Source organism: Paenibacillus sp. NPDC056722 (genome assembly GCF_042790635.1).
Taxonomy (GTDB): domain Bacteria; phylum Bacillota; class Bacilli; order Paenibacillales; family Paenibacillaceae; genus Paenibacillus_AQ; species Paenibacillus_AQ agri.
Genome location: NZ_JBHTYV010000001.1, coordinates 504,650 through 530,019, shown reverse-complemented (window position 1 = coordinate 530,019; position 25,370 = coordinate 504,650). Strand labels below are relative to the sequence as shown.

The following is a 25,370-nucleotide window of genomic DNA, read 5'->3' as shown; positions in this document are numbered from 1 at the left end:
GGGGATTCTGGAAGATTTAAGGTACAATATTGCACTTAATTCCCTCTAAGACTTAGCTGCAGAGTATTTAAGGTACAAAAATGCCGTTAATTGCAATTCGGGAATAACTTCTAGGCTTTGGTCCTTATTTCAATGCGTTCTATACAGCACGCGACCGGAAGTCGAAACATTCTACTGAAGTGACGAGCGAGCTTTACATTCGGATCTTTAGTTCGCCTTATAAAGCAAGAAAAAAGACACAACAACAACATTACCTTCCAAAGGAACAGATCAAACCATCTACATAACAGTAACCCCTTCCGTAGGCTGGAGTTTATTTATGGGAGCGAACGGACTGTATAGCCGTTAATGTTCACATGAAGTTGTCCTGAAAGATGGAGCGGATTCAGATAACGTTATTTCCTACAAAACAGCGAAAGCTGAACAGGGTTTCTATCCATAGCGTCTCTGGAGTCCGTTATCTTTCTAAATGGCTGGATGTATGGGTAATAAGGACTCTGGAGTCCGCTCCTTAACTAAGCAAGCAATGATTTTGTAGTCGTGACGCGAAAAACACCCCTCATTATAATTGAGGCCACTGAAAAAGACTCTACAAAAAATACACGAGAAAAACGAGCCTCTAGAATGGCTTCTACGGCTCGTTTCGCGTTCCGGGAATCATATTTGACCCCCTGAAATTGTTGTGCTTCGATAAAACAAGTAGTTTTTCAGTGGCCTCTTATAATTACTGGATATATCAATCAAGCATGTAGTCCAGTATTATTTTAAGAAGTGCACTTTTGGTGCCCTAGAGGGTCTTCTGTTATTTATGGCTTAGTTAAGGGCAGAAACATCTTTTTCGAATGCCTGCATGTACTGCTTGAGCTTGCCGTTATCCAGTTTATTGCTAGAATCGTTGGCCTTTGGAGGATTAGACTGCAGATGCTTATACAAGAGATCCACTTCAGCAGATAATTTTCCCCAAGTATTTTTAACCGAGCTGTATTCGTCGGAAAGAGATTGTATGTATTTATCGTACTCCGATTTTTTGTCGATGGCTTTCCCTAATTGCTCCATTGTAAAATCAATATCCAAGCTTTCACCTGTACTGCTTGTTCCGTCGGCGAGGTACCAGCTTATATCAACAAATCCGGTATTCCAAATGTCTGAAACAATAAAATTTTGAATTTCTTGAAGTGTAGCTTTAGGATCGGTAGCAGAATTCTCTACAGAAGAGTTCTCAGGAATTGGGTGCTTAAATTCTTTCCTAACTACATCAAATGTTTGCTTGTCCGTAGCACTTGTAACCCAAACTATTTTTTCGTCTACGAACAGTACGATTATTTCACTGTTAGGAAGGGATGATTTTGTTCCTTCTATTAGGACGATCTTGTTTTTCTTGCCTTCCTTATCTTTATAATCTTGCGATTCAAGGACTTTGGGGTCTTGAAGCTTTGAAGATTCGGGGACCTCTTTAGCTGCAAGTAATTGGAATATCGGCTGGACCTCCGTGTGGATATTGTCAGTTATGAATGCTTTCTTAGCTTCAGGATCAGTTCCGTTCATAAAAACATTAACATATTCAAGAGCTGTCTTTTCATATGCATTTAGTTTCTTCTCTTTTTTTGAATCTGCAGCAACGGTGTTTTTATTTGTGTTAGAATCTGTATTTGCTTTAGAATTTGTGTTTATGTTTGTATTCGATGCTTTACCGTCAGAAGAGCTACAGCCAGATAGTAAAGTTGCCGTAATAACAATACCTAGAGCCAATTGTTTTTTAGAAATCTTAATTACCCCCTCAAAATATTAATTAATAAAAGTATAATTATAGAAATAGATGTTAATATTACCTTTTTGCTGTTGATATCCAAATTATACGATGGGTAATGTATAAGGTTTCGTAAATTTAGCAGAAGGCAGTGAACAGTATGGTTTCGACAATTAGACAATAAGGAATCTGAAAATACTAAATCGAATAGGAAAGATATGTTAATCAATGCATGGTTCTTTAAGATAGATCAAACTTTCGATACCATGAGAACTATGAAAATTACCGCGTAGGATGGAGTGATGCTGTACATGGAATGTTTAGGATGTAGAATCGCTAACGGTATTGAACCCAACTTGAATATTGTTTATGAAAATGAACTCATTACTTGTGTGCTTGATATTGCTCCATTTAATGAAGGACATACTCTAATCCTCCCCAAAAAGCATTATAGGGATGTCGAAGAGATGGAGTCAGAGACTGCTTATGCTATTATGGATGCTTCGTAAAAACTTTCAATTGCCTTGAAAAGTTTGTTTAAACCTGACGGTATAAGGATTTGTCAAGATGGAGGACAATTTAACGACCTTACCCATTACCATATGCATCTGATTCCAAGGTACGAAGGTGATGGATTTACCTGGGGTGAACCACTACACCCACATGGTGCTGAGAAACGATTAAACCAAACCAAAGAAAATACTCTCAAGGAATTAAGTGAGGAATAAATCAACATTGTAGTTAAATGTAACTAAAAGTAAAGTCTAGAGACAGAACTTTGAAACGCAAAAACAGCCACCCGGCACTCCGGGTGGCTTGTTTGTATCGCGCTGATTCCAAGCGTATAAGGCATATTACATAACAGAGGCAAAGATTAATTTTTTTGAAGAGGTGCAGTAGATAAGTCCAGCTTGCTTACAGTACGTTCAATTCCACTGAAATATTACCGCGGGTAGCGCGGGAGTAAGGACAGGCGCCGTGAGCGGCTTCTACAAGAGAAACTGCGGTGTCGTGGTCAACACCTTTTACAAGGACATCCAGTTTGACAGCAATGCCGAAGCCGCCATCTTCCACTTTGCCTAAGCTCACAGTTGCAGTGACTTCGCTGCCTTCGATTTTTACTTTACCCAGTCGTGCTACCATGTTCAGCGCACTGTCGAAACAAGCAGAATATCCTGCAGCGAACAGTTGCTCAGGATTAGTTCCTTCACCGCCAGCACCACCCAATTCACGTGGTGTGCTGATATTCAAGTTAAGCTTTGGAGTTTCGGATTCGATGTAGCCGTTTCTTCCACCCACCGCTTTTACTGTTGTTTCATACATTTTTTGTTGGATAGTCATCATTATAAATCTCTCCGTTCCGTTATTTATATATTGTACACAATTTAATTTAACACAAATAAAATAATAGTCAAACTATTTTTTGCAATAATTATGATATCGAGAGTGATTTATGATAAAATAGTTCTATAAGGTGGGTGAAGAGATATGCAAGAAAAGTCAACAAACACCGAGCTTTTGCTCGATAATCATCTATGTTTTACCATTTATGCCTGTTCACGTGAGATAACGAAGCTGTATCAGCCTTATCTCGACAAAATAGGCGTGACGTATTCGCAATACCTCGTAATGATCGTGTTATGGGAACGAGAACAATGCACGGTGAAGGAACTGGGTGAAGCTCTGTTTTTGGACTCCGGCACGCTGACACCACTCCTGAAGCGTCTTCAGGCGGCAGGTCTTATTTTGCGGGAGCGTTCGCTTCAGGATGAGCGCAAGGTACTCATTTCCCTGACACCGCTCGGATGGGATTTGCAGAAGGAAGCAGCTTGTATTCCAAGTAAAATGATGGAAGGGACGGACATGTCCGAGAAAGAACTGGGAGACCTTCTGGTTCAGTTCAAAGATTTGCTGGGGCGTGTTCATAGTGCGAATACGAGTGCATCCAAGAAATAGTAGCGGAATGAAGTCAAGATGATTGTTCGCATTCCGGCATGAAACCAAGCGAAAATATGTGTATAAATTATGAATTATTTTAAGGAAAGCGTTTCAAAAACGTGTTACAATATTCTGGGTTTCCTTTTTGGGCATATAGGTTATATGTAAGCTAAGTCTTAGATGAGACCTTATGTTTCCCGCAGAAACGCGAGCCGTCCATACGGGCGGTTAATCCGTTTCTACCTGCTCCGGGCAAGTGAACTGTTGTACCGGCCTGAACCCGGGCATCGCGGCAATCAAAACGGAAAGCGGAATGACTGCAGGCTGCCTGCTCGGTCACCGCAACACTTTAGGAGGCTTCCGGAATGAATATCCACGAGTATCAGGGAAAAGAAGTGCTTAAGAAGTACGGCGTAGCCGTACCGAACGGAAAAGTAGCTTATACGGTGGAAGAAGCGGTCGCAGCCGCAGAATCACTGAGCACCCCGGTGGTAGTTGTGAAAGCTCAGATTCATGCAGGTGGACGCGGCAAAGCTGGCGGCGTGAAGGTGGCCAAGAATTTGGATGAGGTTCGCAGCTATGCTGCTGAGATTCTCGGCAAGACACTTGTCACTCATCAGACCGGCCCGGAAGGTAAAGTGGTGAAACGGCTCCTCATCGAAGAGGGCTGCCAAATTGTGAAGGAATATTATATCGGACTTGTTGTGGACCGCGGAACTGGCCGCGTCGTAATGATGGCTTCCGAGGAGGGCGGAACGGAGATTGAAGAAGTTGCCGCTACACATCCCGAGAAGATTTTTAAGGAAATTATTGATCCGGCAGTAGGGCTTCAGACCTTTCAGGCCCGTAAACTTGCATACAGCATAGCCATTCCGAGCGAATTGGTAAATAAAGCCGTCAAGTTCATGCAAGCGCTATATTTGGCTTTTGTGGATAAGGATTGCTCCATTGCAGAGATCAACCCGCTGGTCGTTACAGGTGACGGAAATGTTATGGCGCTGGATGCCAAACTGAATTTTGATTCCAACGCTCTGTTCCGTCATAAGGACATTCTGGAGCTTCGTGATCTGGAGGAAGAAGATGAGAAAGAGATCGAAGCCTCCAAATACGACCTTAGCTACATTGCCCTGGATGGCAATATTGGCTGTATGGTAAATGGTGCGGGCTTGGCTATGGCTACTATGGATATTATTAAATATTATGGCGGAGAACCCGCCAACTTCCTCGATGTAGGGGGCGGTGCCACTACTGAGAAAGTTACTGAAGCATTTAAGATTATTTTGTCCGATGCTAAGGTTAACGGAATTTTTGTCAACATCTTCGGCGGTATCATGCGCTGTGATGTCATTGCCAACGGTGTGGTGGAAGCTGCCAAGCAACTCGGATTGACCAAACCACTGGTGGTGCGTCTTGAAGGTACCAATGTGGCACTAGGTAAGGAGATTCTGGCCGGATCGGGACTGAATATCGTACCTGCCGACTCGATGGCGGATGGAGCCCGTAAGATTGTTTCTCTCGTATAATAATAGCCCTGCGGAGTGGTTTCGCAGTGGATCGTATTTGACAAAATGATTAGGGATGTGACGAAGAATGAGCATTCTTGTAGATAAAAATACGAAAGTGATCACGCAGGGAATTACGGGTTCGACCGGTTTGTTTCATACCAAAGGCGCGCTGGATTACGGAACCCAGATGGTTGGTGGTGTAACGCCAGGGAAAGGCGGAACGACGGTCAATATTACGCTGGAGAATGGGGAAGAGGTCAGTCTGCCGGTATTTGACACTGTAGTCGCAGCCAAAGCGGCAACAGGTGCAACCGCTAGTGTAATCTATGTACCGCCAGCATTCGCCGCAGACTCTATCATGGAAGCCGTAGATGCGGAACTGGATCTCGTAATCTGTATTACAGAGGGGATTCCGGTACTTGATATGGTGAAGGTATCGCGTTATATGGAAGGCCGTTCCACAGTCCTGATCGGGCCTAACTGTCCTGGAGTCATTACCCCTGGAGAATGCAAAATTGGCATAATGCCAGGTTATATCCACTTGCCGGGCTATGTCGGCGTAGTCTCACGCAGTGGAACTTTGACCTATGAGGCGGTTCATCAGCTGACTACGCGGGGAATTGGACAATCCTCTGCCGTAGGTATCGGTGGTGATCCTGTCAAAGGTTCGGAGTTTATTGATATTTTGAAGTTGTTTAATGAAGATCCGGGTACTAAAGCGGTCGTCATGATCGGTGAAATCGGCGGTACAGCGGAGGAAGAAGCAGCGGTTTGGATTCGCGATAATATGACTAAGCCGGTAGTCGGCTTTATTGGCGGGGCTACTGCACCTCCAGGCAAGCGGATGGGTCATGCCGGTGCCATTATTTCGGGCGGAAAAGGCACAGCCAGTGAGAAGATCGCTGTTCTGGAAGCATGCGGAATTAAAGTGGCGCCGACTCCGGCAGAGATGGGCTCTACTTTGGTAAGCGTGCTTGAAGAACGCGGTATTTTAAGTACATTTACCACTCACTAGCATTTATTTTAACGTTAATAATATGTACATGAAAGGCTCTGCGCTGCAGGGTTCTTTCGTGTATAATGTGATCAGAGGTAAGCAACCTTTTGTTCCTGCGGGAATGGAAGGTTGCTTTTTTGCATATTTGCGCAAATTCGGGATTTCAGAGAGGACTTGCAATTATAAGCGGTGTGTCACAAAATAGGGAGGTCGGTCCTTCCATTAAAAGGGAGAGAGTGCAAAATGAAGGAACGGGATTTATTATTCGGTTTGAATGAGGTTCAAGGGGTCGGTTGGAAGAGCATTGATAAGATTTGTGCTGCCGGTTTATTGTCGGAAAAAGCATTTTCTTGTGTTCCTGAGGATTGGGAGCGCATCGGACTGAACGGGAAAGTGGCGGCTGCCCTTGCCTCCATATATACACCCGAATGGATCGCCGAGAGACACTCTTTAATAGAAGAAAGAGGAATTGGTCTGGTAACTATACTGGATGAAGATTACCCCGATATGTTAAAGGAAACGGTAGAGCCCCCTTGGGTACTGTACTATCGCGGAAGACTGGAACTATTATCCCGTCCTGCAATTGCCATGGTGGGTACCCGTGTGCCTACTGCATACGGTATCAAGATTGGTGAGATGCTGGCAGAGGAATTAAGTGCAGCCGGTCTGACGGTAGTCAGTGGTCTTGCCAGAGGGATCGACAGCGTCTGTCACAAAGCTGCCCTGAAAAGTCGCGGAAGTACGATTGCTGTGACCGCAACGGGAATGGATAAGGTCTACCCTCCCGAGAACCGGGAGTTACTACGGGCTGTAGCCCAAGATGGGCTAGTGCTGACCGAGTACCCTTTGGGCACGCCGAGTCACCCGGGTCTTTTTCCACGGCGCAACCGGATTATTGCGGGTCTGTCCCTTGGAACCGTGGTAGTGGAAGCCGACAGCCGCAGCGGTTCACTTATTACAGCTGATGCAGCTTTGGAGGCAGGACGTGATGTGTTTGCTGTTCCAGGACCACTTACATCTCCCAAAAGCAGAGGGGCTCTGGACTTGATTAAGCAGGGGGCGAAGCTTGTCACAGGCAGTGCAGATATTGTTGAAGATTATCAGTTTTGTCTGTCTCAACCTCCAGTAAATGCAAGAAATAACGGGGATGCTGAACCTCTCGATAAAGAGGGGCTTGGTGAAAAGAAATTGACAAGAGAGGAGTCCCAACTATACCATATACTGCATCAGGGGCCCTTTACCTTGGATGAGCTTCTAGCGAGAAGCCAGTGGGATTTTGGACTTTTGCATTCAGTTCTGTTATCTTTAATCATAAAAAAAGCGGTAACACAATTACCGGGTGCCATTTATAAGATTATTTAAAAATATAAGAGGACATCATGATGATGAATCTTCCTTGTATTTTCGAAGGAACTTATTTATTTTCGAAGGTCCCCGCCAATTTTTGAAGAAGACCGCAGTATAAAGGTTTGGGTAGAGGGGCTATCTTGTATAGAAGGTTTTAGTGTTAATGAGGAGGACGTATTATGGCGGATACATTGGTCATTGTCGAGTCGCCCGCGAAAGCGAAGACGATCGGCAAATATTTGGGCAGTAAATATATTGTTAAAGCATCCATGGGGCATGTTCGTGACTTGCCTAAAAGTCAGATCGGCGTAGAGGTCGAGAATGACTTCAACCCGAAGTACATTACCATTCGTGGCAAAGGCTCCGTGTTGAAAGAATTGAAGGATGCCCGCAAAAAAGTGAAAAAAGTATATCTGGCGGCTGACCCGGACCGCGAAGGAGAAGCTATTGCCTGGCATTTGGCCCATGCGCTGGATCTGGATAATACCGAAGAATGTCGGGTGGTTTTTAACGAAATTACCAAGCAGGCGGTTAAGGACGCATTCAAGACCCCGCGGAAAATCAACATGGATCTGGTGAATGCGCAGCAGGCTCGCCGGATTCTGGATCGGCTTGTGGGTTACAAGATCAGTCCATTATTATGGAAGAAAGTCAAAAAAGGCTTGTCTGCCGGACGGGTTCAATCGGTTGCTGTCAAAATTATTATGGACCGCGAGAACGAGATCGGTGAGTTTGTTCCTACGGAATATTGGAGCATTACCGCCAAACTTGGTATCCGCGATACGAACTTTGAAGCTAAGTTCCATAAGCTGAACGGTGAGAAGAAAGAACTGAACCAAGAGAGTGATGTTCAGGAAGTTCTTCAGGCGATCAAGGGAGCCGATTTTACAGTTAGTCAGGTAAAGGAAAAGGAACGGCAGCGTCATCCTTCTGCGCCGTTTACCACCAGTTCATTGCAGCAGGAAGCGGCTCGTAAGCTCGGTTTCCGGGCAGCCAAGACTATGTCGGTAGCTCAGCAGCTGTATGAAGGTGTGGAATTAGGCAAAGAAGGTACTGTCGGTCTTATAACTTACATGCGTACGGACTCTACGCGGATTTCGGCGACGGCGCAAGAAGAAGCAAAAGAACTGATTCTGTCCAAGTACGGTGAGAAGTTTGTACCAGAATCTCCGCGTCAATATTCCAAGAAGGCTGCTGGAGCCCAGGATGCGCACGAAGCGATTCGTCCAACCTCGGCTCTGCGTGAACCTGAGACAGTAAAAGAGTTCATGAGTCGTGATCAATTCCGTCTCTATAAACTCGTCTGGGAACGGTTTGTTTCCAGCCAGATGTCTTCAGCCCTGCTGGATACGCTTTCGGTGGATATTGCCGCAGGACCAGCCATTTTCCGTGCTGTGGGCTCCAAGGTATCTTTCCCCGGCTTCATGAAAGTGTATGTGGAAGGGAATGATGACGGCACGACGGATGAGGAGAAGTTCCTTCCGCCGCTTCAGTCAGGAGATCACCTGAATACACAAGACATCGATCCGAAGCAGCATTTTACACAGCCGCCGCCACGTTATACGGAAGCAAGGCTCGTTAAGACGCTGGAGGAGCTGGGCATAGGGCGTCCAAGTACGTATGCCCCAACGCTGGAGACGATCCAGAAGCGTGGTTATGTGGCCATTGAAGAGAAGAAATTCATGCCGACAGAGCTGGGTGAATTAGTCATCGAGCAGATGGAGGAATTCTTCCCGGAGATTCTGAACGTTGAATTCACAGCCAACATGGAAGGCGATCTTGACCATGTGGAGGAAGGCTCAGAGGACTGGGTGAAGGTACTGGCTGAGTTCTATGAATCCTTCGAGAAGCGGCTGGAGTTCGCTGAAGAAGAAATGAAAGAAATCGAGATCGAGGATGAAGTCTCCGACGAGCTCTGTGAAAAATGTGGCAAGCCAATGGTGTATAAGCTTGGCCGCTTCGGGAAGTTTCTGGCTTGTTCGGGATTCCCGGATTGCCGGAATACGAAGCCAATTGTCAAAGATATTGGCGTTAACTGTCCGAAATGCCATGAGGGTAAAGTAGTAGAACGCCGCAGCAAGAAGGGTCGCGTCTTCTACGGCTGTGATCAGTACCCGGGTTGTGATTTTGTCTCTTGGGATCGTCCATCTGTGAAGCCTTGTCCTGCTTGCGGTTCTTGGATGGTAGAGAAGCGCAACAAACAAGGGGTCAAGCTGCAGTGTACCTCATGTGATCATACAGAAGCAGTTCTGGACAATGATAGCGACAACGAAGAATTAGCAGAATAATAGGTTCAGGAGGAAAAGAAGTTGACGGATATTTCGAGAGTTACAGTAATTGGTGCCGGTTTGGCCGGTAGTGAAGCAGCCTGGCAGATTGCCTCGCAAGGGGTGCCGGTTAGATTATATGAGATGAGACCGGTTGTGAAGACTCCGGCCCATCATACAGACAAATTTGCCGAACTGGTGTGCAGCAACTCGCTGCGCGCCAACGGACTAGGCAATGCTGTAGGCGTATTGAAGGAAGAAATGCGCCGCTTAAATTCGCTTGTTCTGGGAGCAGCGGACCGGAATGCGGTCCCGGCTGGTGGTGCGCTTGCAGTGGATCGCGACGGTTTCTCCGGCGAGATCACCTCTACTTTGCACAATCATCCTCTCATTGAGGTTATAAATGAAGAGCTTACGCATATACCGGAGGAAGGGATCGTTGTCATTGCGACCGGTCCGCTGACCTCCCCATCGTTGTCCGCTGAGATTAAGGCTTTGCTGGGAGAAGAATATTTCTACTTCTATGATGCGGCTGCTCCAATCGTCGAGAAGGACTCTATCGACATGGATAAAGTCTATTTGGCTTCCCGTTATGACAAAGGTGAGGCGGCATATTTGAACTGCCCGATGACAGAAGAGGAATTTGATGTCTTCTATGATGCGCTGATCACTGCAGAAACAGCGGCACTTAAAGAATTTGAGAAAGAGATTTATTTTGAAGGCTGCATGCCGATTGAGATTATGATGAAACGTGGCAAGCAGACCGCGTTGTTCGGGCCGATGAAGCCAGTAGGCTTGGTTAACCCGCATACAGGCAAGCTACCTTATGCCGTTGTGCAATTGCGTCAGGATAATGCGGCAGGAACGCTGTATAACCTTGTAGGATTTCAAACCCATCTCAAATGGGGCGAGCAAAAGCGAGTGTTCTCTCTGATTCCAGGACTTGAGAATGCGGAGTATGTTCGTTATGGCGTTATGCACCGCAACACCTTTATTAACTCGCCTAAGCTGTTACATCCTACCTATCAGATGAAGGGTCATGAGCGGCTGTATTTTGCCGGTCAAATGACAGGTGTAGAAGGTTATGTAGAATCGGCAGCTTCCGGCCTGATCGCTGGTATTAACGCCGCCAGAGCCGCTAAGGGACAGGAAGGTCTGATCTTCCCTGGGGATAGCGTTCTTGGTAGTATGCCTGCTTATATCACTTCGGCCGACCCAGAGCACTTCCAGCCGATGAATGCTAACTTTGGATTGTTGCCGAAGCCTGAAAAGAAAATTCGCAACAAGAAGGAAAAGAACGAGCTGCTGGCCCACCGTGCGCTGGATAGCCTGGCTGAATACGCAATTCTTGAACAATTGAATTATATCGAACCTGAGATCAGCGAAGTCCAAGAAGAGGAAGAGAGCTTATCTTGATAAGGAGGCAGCAATCATGATTCCCAGCTTTCATGCAACTACAATTTGTGCAGTAAGACATAACGGTCAGGCGGCGATAGCCGGCGACGGCCAGGTTACATTCGGAGAAAGCGTCATTATGAAGACGACAGCCAGAAAAGTACGGCGCCTCTATCGGGGTCAAGTCATTGCTGGCTTCGCAGGTTCTGTCTCTGACGCTATTACATTGTTCGAGAAGTTTGAGGGTAAGCTGGAGGAGCATCACGGTAACTTGCAGCGCGCAGCAGTAGAACTGGCCAAGGACTGGCGTCAGGACCGTGTCCTGCGCAAGCTGGAGGCACTGATGATTGTGATGAACAAGGAAGGCATGCTGCTGATTTCCGGTAACGGAGAGATCATTGAACCGGATGATGATGTGTTGGCTATCGGTTCGGGCGGCAACTTTGCCCTAGCTTCTGGTCGTGCTCTTAAACGTCACGCGTCCAATCTGACTGCGGCAGAGATTGCGAAGGAAGCATTGCAGATTGCATCCGAGATTTGTGTATATACGAATTCCAATATTATTGTTGAACAATTATAGGCATAGCAGCCATAGAAGAGATGGAGGAAGTCACGATGGTGAATCAATCGCTAACCCCGCGCCAAATCGTAGCTGAGCTGGATAAATATATCGTAGGTCAGAAGCAGGCCAAAAAATCCGTGGCCGTTGCACTCCGAAATCGGTATCGGCGCAGTCTGCTTGCCGAAGAACTGCGTGATGAAGTCGTTCCGAAGAACATTCTGATGATCGGACCCACCGGTGTGGGTAAAACTGAGATCGCCCGGCGTCTGGCCAAGCTGGTCAATGCGCCTTTCATCAAGGTCGAGGCTACAAAGTTTACCGAGGTTGGTTACGTTGGCCGTGATGTAGAGTCCATGGTTCGGGATCTTGTGGAGACTGCTATCCGGATGGTGAAGCTGGAGCGGACCGAGAAGGTTCAGGACCGGGCGGAAGAGCTGGCTAACGAACGGATCGTTTCTATTCTGGTGCCTTCCTCCTCCAAGAACAAATCCCAGCGTAACCCCTTTGAGATGATCTTTGGCGGGAATGGGGGCCAGGATGAGTCCAAGGAGGAGACCGAGCAGGACAGTAGCCTCAGCGAACGCCGTAGAGGGGTCAGATTCAAACTTCTGGCCGGGCAACTGGAAGAGGATATCATCGAAGTGGATGTAGAGGACGCATCCCCTAATATGATGGATATGTTTGCCGGGCAGGGCAATGAGCAGATGGGGATGAACATGCAAGAAATGTTCGGCAGCCTTCTGCCTAAACGCACCAAGAAGCGCAAGCTCCCGATTAAGGAAGCCCGCAAGGTGCTGATCCAGGATGAAGCTTCCAAGCTGATTGATATGGATGATGTAATCCAGGAGTCTGTGGCGAGAGCCGAGCAGTCCGGGATTATTTTTATCGATGAGATCGACAAGGTAGCCAGCCAAGGCAAAGGTTCGGGTCCAGATGTCTCCCGTGAAGGCGTGCAGCGTGATATTTTACCAATCGTCGAGGGATCTACAGTGATGACCAAGTACGGCCCTGTGAAGACCGATTACGTGCTTTTCATTGCCGCAGGTGCTTTTCACATTGCTAAGCCTTCAGACCTTATTCCTGAGCTTCAGGGGCGCTTTCCAATTCGGGTTGAGCTGAACAGCTTGACGCTGGAGGATTTTGTATCTATTTTGACGGAGCCGGAGAATGCATTGACTAAGCAGTACGTTCATTTACTCCAGACAGAGAACATCGAAGTGCAGTTCCAGAAGGAAGCTATTGAGGAAATCGCTAAGATTGCAGCGTCTGTTAATCAGAACATGGAGAATATCGGCGCACGCCGTCTGCATACTATTTTGGAGAAGCTGCTGGAGGATCTTTCCTTTGAAGCCCCTGAGCTGACACTGGATACAATGGTAATCACACCGGAATATGTTCGTGACAAACTGTCGGGTATTGCCCAGGATCGTGATCTGAGCCAATACATTCTTTAAATTGACAGCATTCGAGATAATTCGAATTTGGGTAGTTGGAATTAGAAATATGCAACATCTCCTCGAAACTGAGGAATATTATGTAAAAATATGCAAAATATTAGTTTTAATATAAGGAGTAATGTAATAAAATAGCATTTTTGTGCTTTAAGCCCTCTCTTTTCTGAAAAGATAGGGCTTATTTCTTATTGTAATAATATACAAATTCTAAGAGAATCAAAGTATGTGAGATCGCTAGTGGAATAAACCACTGACAACTTTCGACCTATAACCAGACGTTCGGCACTATTTTTGGACTTATTTGTCGAATCAAGAAGGGATTCGTAAAGTTGCTGTGGAATTCTTTTTATTACGAAAGCTTTTGGAAGGAGGATTTCCGTGGGATTGCTGAATAGTGTCAGTTTTCAACGATTGCAGGGAGGCATTGAAGCTGCTAATCAACGACAATCTGTGCTGGCTAATAATGTGGCCAATGTCGATACACCAAATTTCAAACGCTCCAATGTTTCATTTGAGAGTATTCTTCAGCAGCAAGAGCTTGGGCTTCAGTCGGATCTGAACGCTAGAGTGACAGATCGCCGGCATTTTCAATTCGGTTCGAACAAGATCGTACCGGCTTCCGTCTATAGCACAGATCAAACCACCTCAATGAACAATAACAACAATAACGTAGATGTTGACAGAGAGATGGCTTTAAGCGCTGAAAATCAGCTCAGATACAATTCATATGTCGGGCTGTTGAATAGCCAATTTACGATGATGCGCTCAGTTGTTGAAGGGAGATAATACTCAATGAACTTTGGTAGCAGTTTTGGGATAAGTGCTTCTGCATTAACCGCACAGCGGCTGCGGATGGACGTAATCAGCTCGAATATTGCCAACGCAGAAACGACAAGGGCTTCGGTAGTGGATGGCAAGGCTGTTCCTTACCGGCGGAAAATGGTCGTTCTGGAGACAGCAGAAGGCAACAAGTTCTCGGACATCCTTCAAAATAAGATGGATGGTGACGTCAAGGGTGTAACCGTCCAGGCCATTACGGACGATTCTTCTCCGTTCAAGCCGGTATTCAATCCAAGTCATCCCGATGCGGATGAGAATGGATATGTGTATATGCCGAATGTGGACATCACTAAGGAAATGGTGGACATGCTGTCTGCATCTCGCTCCTACGAAGCGAATGTAACGATGTTGAACGCATCGAAGGCAATGGTAACCAAAGCGCTCGAAATCGGACGCTAACCGTAAATTTGACCAAGGGGGAACATAGTTGATACCGAATAATCTAGCTATAGGCTCACAGGGAGTTCAGCAGCTTGCACTTAAACCGGCAGCATCACAATCTTCATCTGGTCCGGCAGTGAATGACACACAGAGCTTTGGCTCTTACCTGGAAAATGCATTGAATCAAGTGGCTGCCCAAGAGCAGCAGTCGAAAGAGATGAGTAACAAGTTTATTCTCGGAGAAGTGAACGTGGACGAGGCAATGATTTCTTCGCAACAAGCATTGCTTAGTTTGCAGCTTACGACACAAGTCCGGAACAAGGTGATAGAGGCCTACCAGGAAATTATGAGAACTCAAATCTAAATAATCCTAGCTTAGTTTCGGATGGGGTGACACTGTGAATGAAAGATTTGCCCAGTACCGGGAAAAAGCAGCCCAGTATTGGAACAGATTCAGCAACCAACAGAAGATATTATTTTTTTCCACACTTGGCATTATTATTGTAATTATTGTGGTTCTTACGATGCAGTTGTCCAAGACAGAATATGAAGTTGCATTTAGGGATCTGGACAGTACGGATTCCGCGGCAGTCATGACCTATCTGGACTCCAAAGGAACACCTTACCGGTTGAGTCCTGACGGAAAGAGCATTTCTGTACCAAGTACGGAGGCAGCACGGATCAAGGTGGACATCGGTTCGCAGGGAATTGTGCAAGGTGGCTCCATCGGGTACAAAATCTTTGACGAGAACTCGTCGATGATTGGTACAACAGACAGTGAGTTTAATGTGAAATATAACAACGCTCTGAATGGTGAAGTAGAGCAGTTGATGAAACGGATGCAAGGCATTCAGGATGCCAAGGTACTGATTAATCTGCCTAAAGAGACGGTATTTGCCTCACAGGCTAACCAGGAGAAGGCTTCCGCTTCCGTTGTACTTACGTTTAAACCCGGATTCAGACCAAGCCAGGATAATATTGACGGATACTTCAATCTCGTGAAGACTGCTGTACCAAATCTGCCAGTTGAGAACATTACGATCGCCAACAATGAGGTTGAACTGATGCCAACGGCCAAAGGCGGCCAAGGCGGAGTCTCCAATCAGGTGGAAGAGAACTTTGCGCTGCAGAAGAAATTCGAAGATGATGTCAAAAAGGATGTTAAACAATTTCTTAGCAGACTGATGGGACCTGAAAAGGTAGATGTACTCGTCATGTCCAAGCTGAACTTCGACAAGGAGAGCCGCAAGGAAGATCTTGTCGCACCGGTTGATACTGAGAATATGAAGGGGATCGAGATCAGTTCCCAGATTATCAGCAACTCGTATTCCGGCCAAGGTAACACTACGGGAGGCGTGGCTGGTACGGGTTCCCAGGATGTTGCCGGATTCCCATCCGCAACAGGTACGGGGCAGTCGACTTCGGATGAATCTTCGGAGACTAGAAACTTTGAAGTAAACCGAATCACTAAAGATATCGTTGCAAGTCCGTACTCTGTAAAAGATTTAACCATTAATGTTGCCGTTGAACCACCTAATGGACAAAATTCTTTGGATCAGCCAACAACAGCTGCTATCCAGAACATTTTGGTTAATATTGTACGGGCATCGCTGGCTGGTTCTGAGGTTACTTATACAGACGCAGAGTTGGCCAAAAAAGTTTCGGTATTTTCACAACCATTTGGTTCCAGTGCTGCTGCGACTACTGATACCGGGTTTGCTAATTGGATGGTTTGGGCCATTGGCGCTGCTGCGCTGCTTGTGGGTGCCGGAGTGGGATACTTCATCTATCGGAGACGTAATAGAGCCGAGGAGGAAGAAGAGGAAGAAGATATTCCTCTGCAAGTTCCGACTGAGTTTCCTTCCATTAACTTGGAAAGCGTAACGAATGAAAGCCAGGTTCGCAAGCAGCTTGAGAGTCTGGCCAAGAAGAAACCGGACGAATTCGTAAATCTGCTGCGTACATGGCTTGCAGACGAACAGAGGTGAACTGATTAATGGCAAAAGCTACCCAGCAGACACTTAGCGGTCGCCAAAAGGCTGCAATTCTGCTAATCACACTTGGGCCGGAAGTGTCGGCTCAAATATTCAAACATTTAAGGGACGATGAAATCGAGCAGCTTACGCTGGAGATTGCCAATGTGCGTAAGGTTGATAGCGGTGAAAAAGAGTCGATCATGGCAGAGTTTCACCAGATTTGTCTCGCCCAGGAATATATTTCACAAGGCGGTATCAATTACGCCAAGGAGATTCTGGAGAAAGCGCTAGGCTCGCAGAAAGCACTGGAGGTTATCAACCGCCTGACAGCTACGCTGCAGGTACGGCCGTTCGACTTTGCTCGGAAGGCAGATCCCAACCAGATTCTCAACTTTATTCAGAACGAGAATGTACAGACCATTGCGCTCGTCCTGTCCTATCTTCAATTTGAACAAGCTGCGGCGATCCTGTCTTCATTGCCACAGGAGAAACAAGCGGAGGTTGCGCGGAGAATTGCCGTCATGGACAGCACTTCTCCAGAAGTCATTACCCAGATTGAACGGGTGCTCGAGCAAAAGCTGTCGGCGACAGTTACTCAGGATTACACCAACGCTGGTGGCATAGAGTCCATCGTTCAAATTCTGAATGGCGTAGACCGCGGTACAGAACGCACGATTCTGGATTCCTTGGAAATTCAGGATCCGGAGCTTGCTGAAGAAATCAAGAAGCGGATGTTTGTCTTCGAGGATATTGTCAACGTGGACAATCGTTCGATCCAGCGTATTATCCGCGATATCGAGAATGCGGATTTGCAGCTTGCCCTCAAAGTGGCCAGCGAGGAAGTGCGGGATGTTATTTTCCGCAACATGTCCAAACGCATGGCAGAAACATTCCGCGAGGAAATGGAATACATGGGTCCGGTGCGGCTGCGTGATGTGGAAGAAGCTCAAACTCGTATTGTTGGTACGATCCGCAGACTGGAAGAATCCGGTGAGATTATTATTGCCCGCGGTGGAGGAGATGACATAATTGTCTAAGCTGATCAAACACTCCCAATATGTTCCGGTAGATGTACTCAAGAGGTTGGAGCAGGCCCGGCATTATGCCGGCCTCACCGAAGAACCCGATCCGGAGGAAACTACTGGAGAAATCCACTATCAGGATCCCGCACAGGAAGAGGCGGAGCAGGCCCGCAAGCAAATGCTGAAGGATGCGAAGGAGTTTGCTGAAGGCCAGGTGCGTGATGCTTCCCTTGAGGCCGAGTCCATTGTGGAAGCGGCGCAGGCGGAAGCCGAAGAGTGGTGGCGGCAACGTCGGGAGCAGGATGAGCACCTTGTAGAGGCAGTTAAATCCGAGGCATTTCAGCAAGGCTATCAGGAAGGCATCCAGAAGGCAGAGGAAGAGATGCAGCGGAAGTTAGCCGAGATGATGGAAGAAGCCAGGGCGGTATTGCAAGAAGCCTATAAGGCAAGAGACGTTATTATTCAGGAGGCCGAGCCTTTCCTTGTAGAACTGAGTTGTGACATTGCCGAGAAGATTGTGGACAAGCAGTTGACCTTGGAGCCGCAGTTCGCAATGGAACTAATTCGTAAGAATCTGGCGCGTAAGCGCGAGCAAGGATTGATCTCGCTCTGTGTGTCACCTGCACAGTTCGCGTTTGTGAATGCAGCCAGAGAGGAATTGGCGCTCGCGGTGGATTCTCAAGCAGAACTGCAGATTTTGCCCGATTCAACGGTGAAAGACCAGGGCTGTGTGATCCGGTCTTCCTTTGGCAGTATAGATGCCCGTATCGATACCCAGCTTTCGGAGATTAAGAAAGAGCTGGTACGAATCGCGCTGGATACCGAGGAGCATGGAAGTGGTGAAGAGCATGCTTGACAGTGGACGTTACAAAGAGCAGCTTCGTAATCTCGATCCGGTCAGAATTAACGGCAAGGTTACGCAAGTTATTGGTCTCATGGTGGAATCGGAAGGACCAGACGCCAGCATTGGAGATGTATGTTACATCTACCCGACTAAGGGCAGTAAGCCATTGCAGGCTGAGGTTGTGGGCTTTCGTGATAATAAAGTGCTGCTGATGCCTCTGGGCGAGCTTCAGTCCATCGGTCCAGGCTGTGACGTAGTCGGTACAGGGAAACCGCTTAGTGTTCAAGTTGGCTCCGAACTGCTCGGCAAGGTGCTTGACGGCCTTGGCCAACCGCTGGACGGCTCGCTGATACCGGCTCGGATGCCCCATAGCTCGACTTTTAATATTCCGTCCAATCCGCTGACCCGGCCACGTGTACATGAACCGATCAGCATTGGAGTGCGCGCTATTGATGGGCTGTTGACCATCGGCAAAGGACAGCGGGTTGGGATTTTTGCGGGTTCAGGAGTCGGGAAAAGTACACTAATGGGCATGATCGCCCGCAATACCTCGGCAGATGTGAATGTCATCGCGCTCATTGGAGAGCGGGGCAGGGAAGTGCTTGATTTTATTGAACGTGATTTGGGTCCGGAAGGATTGCAACGTTCTGTAGTTATTGTAGCTACCTCGGATCAGCCGGCGCTGATCCGCATCAAAGGGGCATTGATCGCTACCACCATCGCCGAATATTTCCGCGATCGCGGACTGAATGTCATGCTGATGATGGACTCTGTTACCCGCTATGCGATGGCTCAGCGCGAAGTGGGGCTTGCAGTCGGTGAGCCGCCGGCGATGAGAGGGTACACCCCTTCCGTTTTTGCAAGCCTGCCGAAGCTGCTGGAACGTGCAGGGACTGGTCCAACCGGATCAATAACGGCGTTCTACACAGTGCTGGTTGATGGGGATGACATGAATGAGCCAATCGCAGATGCGGTTCGGGGAATATTGGATGGGCACATCGTGCTTAACCGTAGCATTGCTAACAAAGGACATTTTCCAGCCATTGACGTGCTCGCCAGCATTAGCCGTGTTATGAAGGATATCGCTCCAGAAGAGCAGATAGCGGCTGCAGAGAATGTGAAGCGGCTCATGGCTGTGTATAAGGATTCAGAGGATTTGATCAATATCGGTGCCTATCAACGAGGCTCCAATGCCCAGATCGATGAGTCGATCCATTATATCGACAGCATTTGGGAATTCACCAGACAGAAGGTCAATGAAAAAGTGACGCTTACTGAAGTTCAGGAATCTTTAATTTCCCAGTTCTCAAGGAGTTGATTCAGTATTATGAAATTTCATTATACGTTTCAAAAAGTCGTAGACTTGAAGGGTAACGAAAAGACACAGGCAGAGTGGATGCTCTCAAGCGCGCTCGGAGAACTGCAGGCACAGGAGAAAAGCCTCGAGGAATTGACTGCCCAGCGTAGCAATTTGATGATGGATCTGCAAAACGCAGCGGAACACAAAACGCCGATGGTGAAGATGCGGGAAATGCAGGATTATGTTGATTATCTGGACAAATGCATTGTTCGCAAGCATGCGGATATTGGCCGTGCACATCAGGAAGTTCAGAGAAAGCAGGATCAGCTCAGCAATAAAATGTTGGACGAAAAAGTATGGCTGAAGGCAAAGGATAAAGCCCAGATGCTGTTTCAGCAAAATATGATTTTACGGGAACAAAACGAACTGGATGAGATGGCTACCGTCCGCTTCGCGATGAAATCCCTCTAACCCGGGAGGTTTCCCCTAGTGGCAAATAACGAAGTTGAATTGGAAAACGAAGGGTCAGCAGGAAAGTTTGAGCGTTTCTTGTTCTTGATGATACCGATTATATTTACGCTCGTACTGCTTGGCGTACTGTTGACACTTTTCAATATGGATATCCGCAATAATGTGTTTGCGATTGCGAATAAGATTCCTATTTTGGAAAAATGGATTCCTGATCCGCCAGCGGATCCTTCTAAACCAGCGGATCCGAAGAAACAGGCTGAGAAGCAAGCCGAAAGCTCGAATTCTACTATTAAAGAATTGAAGTCACAGCTTTCCAAGCAAGAGGAGAACTTGAAGAAGATTACTGAGGAGAAGACGGCTCAGGATAATAAAGTGCAGGCGCTTGAGTCTCAGGTGGATACGATGACTCAAGAAGCAAAGGCTGCCGAAGAAGCAAAAGCGGCTACCACCGAAGATGATTACTTGAAGCAGGTCAAGGACTTGGCCAAGCTCTACGCCGGGATGAAGCCATCCAAGGCAGCACCGATCATGGAGAATTTGACACAAGAGGAAATGGTGCAGATTTTCAGTGTGATGAATAATGCCAGCAAAACCGCAATCCTTGAGAAGATGGATCCGAAGAAAGCAGCGGATGTATCTATTAAGCTGAAGGAAGAGACAACTTCTTCGGACCTGGCTATTGCTGCACTTCAGTCTCGACTGAAACAAGATTCGAAAGCAGCAGCGACAACGCCTGCAAATACAAGCAAGAATCTGGACAAGGAAAAGCTGAATCAGACATTCTCCACCATGACACCTGCAAATGCGGCATCTCTGCTCGGAGAAATGTACAAGATCAGTCCGGATAAAGTAATTACGATCCTGAACACCGTCAGTGATTCGGTTCGATCATCCATTTTGGGGGAAATGACGAAAAATGATAGTCCTCAGACTGCCAAGATTGTCAACCGGCTGATGGGTGGCAAGTAAACCTGAAAGGAGGTGAACAATAACAATGAGTTTGATTATTCAATCCCTTTTGGGTAGCAATGCATTGGCTGGAAATGCTCAGTCTGGGACTGCAGCGGGTGCTGCCACAGCCACAACACAGCCTTTCGCCCAGACGCTTGTGCAAACGATGGGTACAAATGCTACGTCAGTTACCCCGCAGACAGTGGGAGGCTTAACCTCATTGCTGATGGGACTGCTCGGCGCTACGGAGCAAACAGTAAGGGAATCTGGTGATCAGCAAGGTCAGCAGAAGCCTGAGGATTTGCTAAAAGCTATGACAGAGGAACTGGAGAAGCAGGATGACAAGATCAGCAATGATCCTGTGCTGCAAGCGGCGCTACAGGGATGGTTGATGTTGGTGGCGGCGGTAGGAAACACGCCTCAGCAGTCAATTGAGGGTGGTAATTCTACAGGTGAAGGCCTGGAGGGCAGCTTACCGCCTCTAGCCCAGCACTCAGCCACTTTGCGATTTGCGCTTCAGGATGAGCTTCATCATCTGGTCAATGTGATTCAGCAATCAGCGGATAAAGGAGACGAAGCTGCAGTCGCCAAAGGCGTTGAACTGGTAAACCAGCTCTCGTTAATGTTAGAACAAGTAGCGCCATCTGTTAAACAAACGAGCACAGCAAATGCTGCTCACGTTCAGTCATCCACGGCAGCCTTTGAACAGCTTTTAGGTGTGGACAGTAAGGATAAGACTCAAGAGAAGGCAGCGCCTATGCTTCGTCCTACTCTAGTAGACGCGCCAACAGTTAAAGGCACGGTGGCATCTTCCCCGACTGCTATACAGCAAGGTGTGACGGGAGAACAGGCTGACACTCCTACTGTTTCAGTCGCTAAAGCAGTAGCAGCTGGTGCTGTCAAAGCCGATGCTAAGGAAGAAGAGTCGGCACAGGCGAAACCAGTAGAAGCTGGCGATCATGAAATCGTCACTGCAGGTCAATTATCTCTGCGTGGCGGCATTACTTCGCTGCATAAAGCGGAAGCCCCTGTACCACAGGTTCCTGTACATCGGTTTGCTGAAGAAATGACAGGCTTTATTACAGGAAAGTTAGAGATCGTGAGAAAAGGCAGTGCTGCTGAAGCTACGATTTCATTATTCCCGGAACATCTTGGACAGGTTGATGTCAAAATTACGATGCAGAATGGTCATCTTGTCGCGCAGTTCATGACTGAGCATGCAGCTACTAAAGATATGCTGGAACAGCAAATGACTCAGCTGCGTGCGGCATTGCAGTCACAGGGCTTGCAGGTAGAGAAACTGGAAGTGACTCAGAACAATACACCGCTGCATTCCCAATTCGGGCAGGAAGGCCGCCAACCAGGCTCAGGTGGACAACAGTCCGGCAACAACCGTTCGAAGCAACGCAGTGAAGACTCTGGAGATGCCGTTCTTGCGGCGGAGCTTAGCGGTGAATGGAGAGATTGGGTAGCGAGTGAAGGAAGCGAAGAACGTAATCACGGAGGTTCCTTCTCAGCTAAAATCTAAACGGGAAGAAGAGAGGTGAACGACGATGACTACAACAACACCACCGGTATCGAGCAGGGACCAGTGGAATTTTAATCCTGAGGATAACAACAAGAAGACAACTGGCGATTCCAAGTTGGGAAAAGATCAGTTTCTGAAAATTTTGATTACCCAGCTGCAGAATCAAAATCCGCTGCAACCGATGGAGGATAAAGAGTTTATTGCTCAGATGGCACAGTTTACTTCGGTAGAGCAGCTCACGAATATCTCGAAGCAGCTGACGGAAATGAACCAGTCACTTGGCTCTGTTTCCGGGCTGATCGGAAAGCAAGTAACTTGGATGGATAGTAAGACTTTTGAGGAGAAATCCGGCAAAGTAGACTCCATACTGGTGAGCAACGGTCTTCAGTATGCGGTGGTTGGCAATGACAAAATTGCATTGACTGACATTACCAAAATTCAGAATGAAGTGCCGCAAACCGAGAATACACCAGATAACGGAACTGGCAATAATGACGCAAGTCCAGTCGATACCAAAGCGGACGCTAATGACGTTGGAGACTCTTCGGTCAATGACAAGGAGAGCGGGGCGGAGCAATGAGTGACCGGATGACCATAGGTCAGCTGTATCCGGCAGCCGTTCATCCTTCAATCCTGCAGCGACCGTCCGTTGCCAAAGATGCAGCAGCCCCGGAGTCATCCTTTGAGAGCTTGCTGCAGCGGAATATGCTGAAATTCAGCAACCATGCCGCCAAGAGATTGGAACAAAGAGGGATTGAACTTGGAAGTCGTCAGTTGGATGAGATTTCATCCGCAGTAGACAAGGCTGCTGCCAAGGGAAGCAAAGAGTCATTGATATTAATGAAGGATATGGCGCTAATCGTCAGCGTACCTAACCGCACAGTGGTTACGGCTATGGATGGCAGCTCGATGAAAGACAACGTGTTCACACAAATTGATAGTGCAGTAATTATATCTTAAACCGGCCGGTCCTAACGGAGAGCCGGAGAGGCCGCCGACCGACTGAAGCGGTTCTTAACTCCAAATAGCTTTACATTCCACGAGTCATATGGACTCTATAATCTGGGAGGACGACATTAAATGTTAAGATCAATGTATTCTGGGGTCTCAGGAATGCGTGGTTTCCAAACCAAGCTTGATGTCATCGGTAACAACATTGCAAATGTCAACACAGTAGGTTTCAAATCTGGTCGTGTTATGTTCAAGGACATCATGAGCCAGACGGTATCAGGCGTTACGGCTCCAACCGATGGCGGACAAGGCGGGGTGAATGCGAAGCAGGTAGGTCTCGGTGTGAGCATTGGTTCCATTGATACCATGCATTTGCAAGGTAGTGCGATGACCACTAACAATCCAACTGACCTGCGGATTGACGGGGATGGATTTTTCCTCGTGAAGCTTAATGAAGACCAGGAAACACCTTTCCTGACGCGCGCAGGGGATTTCAAGCCGGATTCAGCAGGCAATCTCTTAACCTCTGACGGTCTGCATGTTGTGGATTCCAACGGGGCTCCCATCGTGTTCGACGAAGACGTAACAGCTTTCTCCATTTCCAGCGACGGCACGATTATCTTATCGAGAGCTGACGGCACAACCGAGCCAGGACCTCAAATCGGAATCGGAAAAGTTGCTAATCCGCAAGGTTTGGAGAAAATCGGAGGAAATCTGTACCGGATGACCTTGAACGCTAACCCGGATGGCTTACTTGAGCCTACCACTGCAAACAATGCTGAAGCCGGAACGGGCTCCATCGTTGCAGGTCAGCTGGAGATGTCCAATGTGGATCTCACCGGAGAGTTTACGGAAATGATCGTGACACAGCGCGGTTTCCAGGCCAACTCACGGATTATTACAACTTCTGACGAGATTCTGCAAGAAGTTGTGAATCTGAAGCGTTAATTTTAAATAACGTTATTAATGAATCAATTTCATAATGCGGATTTCAATCCGAATAGGTGCAATATCTAGTTATACCAAAACCATGTACAACTAGATATCGATGATTAGACGCTCACTTATGGATTTATGAAATTGATTCAATAGCTTGCTATTATAAATTATAACGTTCGCCAATAGGCGAGGATGCACAATCGGGGGAGAGGTTCTCCTCTCCCTATTTTTGTTAGGAGGCCTGTCATGATTTCCGTAACAAGATTAAATGGTACACCCATGTGGCTGAATGCCCTACTGGTGGAGATGGTTGAGGAAAGCCCGGACACGTATATTACGCTGGTGACGGGAAAGAGACTGATCGTGCTTGAGAAAGCCGATGAGGTCATTGCAAAAATCCGTGATTACAACAAGGACATCGGCACGAATGCTGCCACCATTAAATTTCAAAACATGGAGGAGCTTTCATGAAAAAGATGCTGCCTTGGCTCATTACAATTTTACTCGCAATCACTTTAATCGTAGTGGCTGCGTTTCTGTTAATGGACAAGCTATTTCCAAGCAATGCCAATGATGTGGATCAAGCCGTGCATAATGTACAGACAAAGCGTTTAAGTGCTGATGAGATTGTCGCACTGACGGCTGAAATCAAGGACATCAAAACTAATTCAGCTGACCCCGATTATATCGTTTTAATAAATTTGGCTTTTCAACTGGATTCTGTGAAATCCAAAGAAGCTTTTGAGAAGATCCAAGAGATTAAAATCAAACCTATTATTATCAAAACGCTTGCGGATTCAAAGCCTGAAGAGTTAAATGGAGCAAGCGGTAAGGATCAGCTTACCAGCAAATTAGTCAATCTGATTAACAAATCATTGACTGAAGGCAAGCTGACTCAGATTCAAGTTACCAATTTCGTACTTGCAAGACAGTAGTAACCGGGGGATAAATCCTT

26 protein-coding genes are annotated in these 25,370 nt (G+C 47.1%); 24 read left to right on the top strand and 2 right to left on the bottom strand.

Features of this window, described 5'->3' with window-relative positions; translation table 11 throughout:
- Window positions 1–813 precede the first annotated feature (813 nt).
- A complete protein-coding gene (locus ACFRAM_RS02530) occupies window positions 814–1,749 on the bottom strand; it encodes a hypothetical protein (RefSeq protein ID WP_379464388.1) in 936 nt (311 codons plus the stop codon).
- A 309-nt stretch (window positions 1,750–2,058) separates the two neighbouring features.
- On the opposite strand from ACFRAM_RS02530, the gene ACFRAM_RS02525 reads away from it, so the two are divergent.
- Complete coding sequence (locus ACFRAM_RS02525; protein ID WP_379464387.1) at window positions 2,059–2,256, top strand: HIT family protein; 198 nt, start codon at window positions 2,059–2,061, stop codon at window positions 2,254–2,256.
- Window positions 2,257–2,662: 406 nt separating this feature from the next.
- Here the strand turns inward: ACFRAM_RS02525 and ACFRAM_RS02520 are convergent, their stop codons facing one another.
- Window positions 2,663–3,091 (bottom strand): organic hydroperoxide resistance protein, encoded by a 429-nt coding sequence (locus tag ACFRAM_RS02520; RefSeq protein ID WP_379464386.1) that lies wholly within the window; start codon window positions 3,089–3,091, stop codon window positions 2,663–2,665.
- Between the two features lie 144 nt (window positions 3,092–3,235).
- Here ACFRAM_RS02520 and ACFRAM_RS02515 point away from each other — a divergent pair, with 144 nt between their 5' ends.
- From ACFRAM_RS02515 to ACFRAM_RS02405, 23 genes are all read left to right on the top strand, one after another.
- The gene (locus ACFRAM_RS02515; RefSeq protein ID WP_066362202.1) at window positions 3,236–3,703 is read left to right on the top strand and encodes a MarR family winged helix-turn-helix transcriptional regulator; all 468 of its coding nucleotides are present in this window, start codon (window positions 3,236–3,238) and stop codon (window positions 3,701–3,703) included.
- A gap of 347 nt (window positions 3,704–4,050) precedes the next feature.
- The gene (gene sucC, locus ACFRAM_RS02510; protein WP_175371955.1) at window positions 4,051–5,208 is read left to right on the top strand and encodes an ADP-forming succinate--CoA ligase subunit beta; all 1,158 of its coding nucleotides are present in this window, start codon (window positions 4,051–4,053) and stop codon (window positions 5,206–5,208) included.
- Window positions 5,209–5,275: 67 nt separating this feature from the next.
- Window positions 5,276–6,205, top strand: a complete 930-nt coding sequence (gene sucD, locus ACFRAM_RS02505) for a succinate--CoA ligase subunit alpha (RefSeq protein ID WP_175371954.1) — start codon at window positions 5,276–5,278, stop codon at window positions 6,203–6,205.
- A gap of 225 nt (window positions 6,206–6,430) precedes the next feature.
- Entirely contained in the window at window positions 6,431–7,549 is a 1,119-nt protein-coding gene (gene dprA, locus ACFRAM_RS02500; RefSeq protein WP_379464385.1) for a DNA-processing protein DprA, read from the top strand.
- A 164-nt stretch (window positions 7,550–7,713) separates the two neighbouring features.
- Window positions 7,714–9,822 (top strand): type I DNA topoisomerase, encoded by a 2,109-nt coding sequence (gene topA / locus ACFRAM_RS02495; protein ID WP_379464384.1) that lies wholly within the window; start codon window positions 7,714–7,716, stop codon window positions 9,820–9,822.
- A 21-nt stretch (window positions 9,823–9,843) separates the two neighbouring features.
- Complete coding sequence (gene trmFO / locus ACFRAM_RS02490; protein WP_379464383.1) at window positions 9,844–11,217, top strand: FADH(2)-oxidizing methylenetetrahydrofolate--tRNA-(uracil(54)-C(5))-methyltransferase TrmFO; 1,374 nt, start codon at window positions 9,844–9,846, stop codon at window positions 11,215–11,217.
- 16 nt (window positions 11,218–11,233) lie between these two features.
- Window positions 11,234–11,776, top strand: coding sequence for an ATP-dependent protease subunit HslV (hslV, locus tag ACFRAM_RS02485; RefSeq protein ID WP_066362188.1), 543 nt, complete (start codon window positions 11,234–11,236; stop codon window positions 11,774–11,776).
- A gap of 35 nt (window positions 11,777–11,811) precedes the next feature.
- Window positions 11,812–13,212: an ATP-dependent protease ATPase subunit HslU gene (gene hslU, locus ACFRAM_RS02480; RefSeq protein WP_175371950.1), complete on the top strand. Its 1,401-nt coding sequence runs from the start codon at window positions 11,812–11,814 to the stop codon at window positions 13,210–13,212.
- A 378-nt stretch (window positions 13,213–13,590) separates the two neighbouring features.
- Window positions 13,591–13,998, top strand: a complete 408-nt coding sequence (gene flgB / locus ACFRAM_RS02475; protein WP_175371949.1) for a flagellar basal body rod protein FlgB — start codon at window positions 13,591–13,593, stop codon at window positions 13,996–13,998.
- 6 nt (window positions 13,999–14,004) lie between these two features.
- Window positions 14,005–14,451: a flagellar basal body rod protein FlgC gene (gene flgC / locus ACFRAM_RS02470; protein ID WP_379464382.1), complete on the top strand. Its 447-nt coding sequence runs from the start codon at window positions 14,005–14,007 to the stop codon at window positions 14,449–14,451.
- Window positions 14,452–14,482: 31 nt separating this feature from the next.
- On the top strand, window positions 14,483–14,797 hold the full coding sequence (gene fliE / locus ACFRAM_RS02465; RefSeq protein WP_175371987.1) for a flagellar hook-basal body complex protein FliE: 315 nt from the start codon (window positions 14,483–14,485) through the stop codon (window positions 14,795–14,797).
- 34 nt (window positions 14,798–14,831) lie between these two features.
- Entirely contained in the window at window positions 14,832–16,421 is a 1,590-nt protein-coding gene (gene fliF / locus ACFRAM_RS02460) for a flagellar basal-body MS-ring/collar protein FliF (protein WP_379464381.1), read from the top strand.
- A gap of 8 nt (window positions 16,422–16,429) precedes the next feature.
- Complete coding sequence (fliG, locus tag ACFRAM_RS02455) at window positions 16,430–17,446, top strand: flagellar motor switch protein FliG (protein WP_175371946.1); 1,017 nt, start codon at window positions 16,430–16,432, stop codon at window positions 17,444–17,446.
- Complete coding sequence (locus ACFRAM_RS02450; protein WP_379464380.1) at window positions 17,439–18,287, top strand: FliH/SctL family protein; 849 nt, start codon at window positions 17,439–17,441, stop codon at window positions 18,285–18,287. The genes fliG and ACFRAM_RS02450 overlap by 8 nt, the downstream gene beginning before the upstream one ends.
- Window positions 18,280–19,593 (top strand): flagellar protein export ATPase FliI, encoded by a 1,314-nt coding sequence (gene fliI / locus ACFRAM_RS02445; RefSeq protein WP_379464740.1) that lies wholly within the window; start codon window positions 18,280–18,282, stop codon window positions 19,591–19,593. Before ACFRAM_RS02450 ends, fliI begins: the two co-directional genes overlap by 8 nt.
- Window positions 19,594–19,602: 9 nt before the next feature.
- A complete protein-coding gene (gene fliJ, locus ACFRAM_RS02440; RefSeq protein ID WP_379464379.1) occupies window positions 19,603–20,046 on the top strand; it encodes a flagellar export protein FliJ in 444 nt (147 codons plus the stop codon).
- An 18-nt stretch (window positions 20,047–20,064) separates the two neighbouring features.
- Window positions 20,065–21,015 (top strand): magnesium transporter MgtE N-terminal domain-containing protein, encoded by a 951-nt coding sequence (locus tag ACFRAM_RS02435; RefSeq protein WP_379464378.1) that lies wholly within the window; start codon window positions 20,065–20,067, stop codon window positions 21,013–21,015.
- Between the two features lie 25 nt (window positions 21,016–21,040).
- Complete coding sequence (locus ACFRAM_RS02430) at window positions 21,041–22,525, top strand: flagellar hook-length control protein FliK (protein WP_379464377.1); 1,485 nt, start codon at window positions 21,041–21,043, stop codon at window positions 22,523–22,525.
- A gap of 25 nt (window positions 22,526–22,550) precedes the next feature.
- Window positions 22,551–23,105 carry a flagellar hook capping FlgD N-terminal domain-containing protein gene (locus tag ACFRAM_RS02425; protein ID WP_379464376.1) on the top strand — a complete coding sequence of 185 codons (555 nt, stop codon included), beginning with the start codon at window positions 22,551–22,553 and terminating at the stop codon, window positions 23,103–23,105.
- Window positions 23,102–23,485 (top strand): TIGR02530 family flagellar biosynthesis protein, encoded by a 384-nt coding sequence (locus ACFRAM_RS02420; protein ID WP_175371941.1) that lies wholly within the window; start codon window positions 23,102–23,104, stop codon window positions 23,483–23,485. The genes ACFRAM_RS02425 and ACFRAM_RS02420 overlap by 4 nt, the downstream gene beginning before the upstream one ends.
- Before the next feature lie 120 nt (window positions 23,486–23,605).
- Window positions 23,606–24,424, top strand: coding sequence for a flagellar basal body rod protein FlgG (flgG, locus tag ACFRAM_RS02415; protein ID WP_379464375.1), 819 nt, complete (start codon window positions 23,606–23,608; stop codon window positions 24,422–24,424).
- A 237-nt stretch (window positions 24,425–24,661) separates the two neighbouring features.
- Complete coding sequence (locus tag ACFRAM_RS02410; protein ID WP_379464374.1) at window positions 24,662–24,886, top strand: flagellar FlbD family protein; 225 nt, start codon at window positions 24,662–24,664, stop codon at window positions 24,884–24,886.
- Window positions 24,883–25,350, top strand: coding sequence for a flagellar basal body-associated FliL family protein (locus ACFRAM_RS02405; protein ID WP_379464373.1), 468 nt, complete (start codon window positions 24,883–24,885; stop codon window positions 25,348–25,350). The genes ACFRAM_RS02410 and ACFRAM_RS02405 overlap by 4 nt, the downstream gene beginning before the upstream one ends.
- Window positions 25,351–25,370: the final 20 nt, after the last annotated feature.

Excerpts from the sequence above, each read along its gene's own strand:
- flgG (WP_379464375.1), top strand. The coding sequence starts at position 23,606 with ATGTTAAGATCAATGTATTCTGGGGTCTCAGGAATGCGTGGTTTCCAA.
- sucD (WP_175371954.1), top strand. The coding sequence starts at position 5,276 with ATGAGCATTCTTGTAGATAAAAATACGAAAGTGATCACGCAGGGAATT.
- ACFRAM_RS02520 (WP_379464386.1), bottom strand. The coding sequence starts at position 3,091 with ATGATGACTATCCAACAAAAAATGTATGAAACAACAGTAAAAGCGGTG.
- fliG (WP_175371946.1), top strand. The coding sequence starts at position 16,430 with ATGGCAAAAGCTACCCAGCAGACACTTAGCGGTCGCCAAAAGGCTGCA.
- sucC (WP_175371955.1), top strand. The coding sequence starts at position 4,051 with ATGAATATCCACGAGTATCAGGGAAAAGAAGTGCTTAAGAAGTACGGC.
- dprA (WP_379464385.1), top strand. The coding sequence starts at position 6,431 with ATGAAGGAACGGGATTTATTATTCGGTTTGAATGAGGTTCAAGGGGTC.
- topA (WP_379464384.1), top strand. The coding sequence starts at position 7,714 with ATGGCGGATACATTGGTCATTGTCGAGTCGCCCGCGAAAGCGAAGACG.
- ACFRAM_RS02515 (WP_066362202.1), top strand. The coding sequence starts at position 3,236 with ATGCAAGAAAAGTCAACAAACACCGAGCTTTTGCTCGATAATCATCTA.
- ACFRAM_RS02410 (WP_379464374.1), top strand. The coding sequence starts at position 24,662 with ATGATTTCCGTAACAAGATTAAATGGTACACCCATGTGGCTGAATGCC.
- hslU (WP_175371950.1), top strand. The coding sequence starts at position 11,812 with ATGGTGAATCAATCGCTAACCCCGCGCCAAATCGTAGCTGAGCTGGAT.
- hslV (WP_066362188.1), top strand. The coding sequence starts at position 11,234 with ATGATTCCCAGCTTTCATGCAACTACAATTTGTGCAGTAAGACATAAC.
- ACFRAM_RS02405 (WP_379464373.1), top strand. The coding sequence starts at position 24,883 with ATGAAAAAGATGCTGCCTTGGCTCATTACAATTTTACTCGCAATCACT.
- fliJ (WP_379464379.1), top strand. The coding sequence starts at position 19,603 with ATGAAATTTCATTATACGTTTCAAAAAGTCGTAGACTTGAAGGGTAAC.
- ACFRAM_RS02420 (WP_175371941.1), top strand. The coding sequence starts at position 23,102 with ATGAGTGACCGGATGACCATAGGTCAGCTGTATCCGGCAGCCGTTCAT.
- fliI (WP_379464740.1), top strand. The coding sequence starts at position 18,280 with ATGCTTGACAGTGGACGTTACAAAGAGCAGCTTCGTAATCTCGATCCG.
- ACFRAM_RS02425 (WP_379464376.1), top strand. The coding sequence starts at position 22,551 with ATGACTACAACAACACCACCGGTATCGAGCAGGGACCAGTGGAATTTT.
- flgC (WP_379464382.1), top strand. The coding sequence starts at position 14,005 with ATGAACTTTGGTAGCAGTTTTGGGATAAGTGCTTCTGCATTAACCGCA.
- ACFRAM_RS02430 (WP_379464377.1), top strand. The coding sequence starts at position 21,041 with ATGAGTTTGATTATTCAATCCCTTTTGGGTAGCAATGCATTGGCTGGA.
- ACFRAM_RS02525 (WP_379464387.1), top strand. The coding sequence starts at position 2,059 with ATGGAATGTTTAGGATGTAGAATCGCTAACGGTATTGAACCCAACTTG.